Below are 2,618 nucleotides of genomic sequence, written 5' to 3'. Positions count from 1 at the left end.
GTACGGCGGACGGCCGCGCGCGGGCGCTGGCGGTCGTCCTGGACGCGGCCGTCGGCGAACAGGCGGTGGACCCCTACCGGCTGGACGGCGCGCTCGCGGACCTCGGCGTGACCGGCGGTGCCGCGGCGGGCGCCGCGGAGCGGCTGTACCGGCTGCGGCGCGACCAACTGCGGCTGCGCCGCCGTGAGCACGAGCTGACCGCCCTGTTCTCCAGCGCCCGGGAGCTGGCCGAGGAGCGGGACGCCGACGCGCTGCTGGCCCGGCTGGTGGAGCGCGCGCACGACATGATGGACTCCGACGTCACGTATCTGTCGGAGTTCGACGCCGCCAGCCTGACGCTGCGGGTCCGCAAGACGGCGGGCTCGGTCAGCCCGCGCTTCCAGCGCCTGGTGGTGCCGCCCGGCCGCGGACTGGCCAGCCTCGTGGTCGAGACCCGCGCCGCGCAGTGGGTGACGCGCTACGAGGACGACTCCGCCGGGTGGCACGAGGACTCGCTGTCCGAGGCGGTCGCCGCCGAGGGCCTGGTCTCGCTCCTCGGCGTGCCGCTGCTCTCCGACGAGGACGTCCTGGGGGTGCTGTTCGTCGGGACCCGCGACGAGCACGCCTTCACCCCCGAGCAGGTCGCGCTGCTCTCGGCGCTCGCCAACCACGCCTCGGTGGTGCTCCAGACCGCGCAGCGGCTCCAGCGCCTCCAGCGCTCGCAGGAGGAGGCGCGCGACGCCCTGGAGCGGTTGAGGGAGCACCTGGTCGAGCGGGACCGCGCCAACGCGGTGCATCAGCAGCTCATCCGGTCCGTGTTGGAGGACAGCGACTTCTCGCCGATCGCCGAGAAGCTCGCCGAGGCCCTGGACCGCGCGGTGGCCGTCGTGGACGAGTACGGCGAGGTGATCGTGACGGCCGGGCGCGCCCTGTCCGCCGACGAACTGCGCCGCGCACCGGTCGCCGAGGCCGTCCGGGCCAGCCATGACTCGGGCCGCTGCGTCCTGGTCGAGGACGGCGGGGACATCGGGGCGGTCGCCGCCCTGACGACCGGCTCGTACTACTTCGGCGCCGTGCTGCTCGGTACGGGCGGTTTCCCGCTCAGCTCCGTCGACCTGCGGACCATCGAGCGGGGTGCGCAGGTCGGCACACTCCTGGCCATGCAGCGGCAGGCCGTGGCCGACGCGGAGCACCGCAGGCAGGGCGAGTTGCTGGCCGATCTGCTGGACGGCTCGCCCGACCGCCGTCGCGACGCGGTGCGCCGGGCCAAGCGGTTGCGCGTCCCCGTCCAGGACCTCGACACCCTCGTGCTCTTCGCCGTGCCGGGCGAGCACCGGCCGCAGGCGACCCGTACGCTGCTCGGTCCGCTGCACAGCCGGGCGCTGGTGGGCGAGTACGGCGGCCATGTCGCCGTCGCCCTGTCGTCCCGGCAGCCCGGCGTCACGGTCCAGCGGCTCCACGACCAGCTGCGCGCGGCGCTGTCGGTCCCGGTCCTGTCGGTGAGCGCCGCCGCGTCCGGCGACCTGCCCGCGGCGGTGGTGACGGCGCAGCGCACCGTCCGGCTGCTCCAGGCGCTGGGGGCGGGCGACCTCGCGGCGCGGGCCGAGGACTACCACCCCTACGCGGCCGTCTTCGAGCCCGACCCCGCCGCCCTGACCGCGTATCTCGACACGATGGTGGGGCCGGTACGGCGCTACGACGCCGAGCACGGTACGGATCTGCTCGCCACCCTGCGCGCCTTCGTGCGCAACCAGTCGAGCCCGACCAGGACCGGCCGGGAGCTGGGTTTCCACACCAACACGATCCTCCAGCGGATCGAACGGCTGACCCGGCTCCTGGGCGAGGGCTGGCGCGACGACGAGCTGTTCTTCCGGCTGTCGCTCGCCGTCCGCCTGGACGAGATCGCCGAGCGGCTGCGCCGCCCCTAGGTGTATTGATCATGAGCGTTGTTGACGCTCATGGGTCTTGATCATGGCGAAGACCTCCGGTGTGGTGGAGCTGTCTAGGAACGCACCGCCCGGAGGTCTTCGTGTCTCACCGTAATGCCCGGCTGACCATTCATGGCAGACGGATCCTGGTCGAGCGGGTGCTGTCGGGTCGGCCGGTCGCCCATGTCGCTGCTGAGATGGGCATCTCACGGGCGACCGGGCACAAGTGGGCGGCCCGCTGGCGGGCCGAGGGGGATGCGGGCCTGGCCGACCGCCCCAGCCGGCCGCATTCGACACCGCACCGCACCCCGGCCTCAGTGGAGGCCCGGGTCTGCGAACTGCGCCGGACACGCAAGCTGGGCCCGGCCCGGATCGGGCCGATCCTGGGCCTGCCCGCCTCGACCGTGCACCGCATCCTGAGCCGACACGGCCTTAACCGGCTCGCCTGGCTGGACCGGCCCACGGGCCAGACCATCCGCCGCTACGAACGCTCACGGCCCGGCGAACTCGTCCATGTCGACATCAAGAAACTCGGCAACATCCCCGACGGCGGCGGCTGGCGCACCGTCGGCAGAAGCACCGGCGCCCGCAATCGGCAAGCAACCACCAGTCAGCACAAAAGCAGCAAACCGGTCATCGGCTACAGCTACATCCACTCCGCCGTCGACGACCACTCCCGCCTGGCCTACAGCGAGGCCCTGCCCGACGAAC

At 73.1% G+C, this 2,618-nt stretch carries 2 protein-coding genes; both read left to right on the top strand.

The genetic code is table 11. The features are described from left to right. A partial coding sequence (locus tag ACIOC1_RS16590; RefSeq protein ID WP_401854922.1) for a helix-turn-helix domain-containing protein occupies positions 1 to 1,907 on the top strand: 1,907 nt, incomplete at its 5' end. A 101-nt stretch (positions 1,908 to 2,008) separates the two neighbouring features. Continuing rightward, positions 2,009 to 2,618: leucine zipper domain-containing protein (locus ACIOC1_RS16585; RefSeq protein WP_401854919.1), on the top strand; the 610-nt coding region annotated here is incomplete at its 3' end.

Origin of the sequence: Streptomyces sp. NPDC088197 (assembly GCF_044741185.1) — a bacterium.
Lineage (GTDB): Bacteria > Actinomycetota > Actinomycetes > Streptomycetales > Streptomycetaceae > Actinacidiphila.
This window is presented reverse-complemented; position numbering and strand designations above follow the sequence as displayed.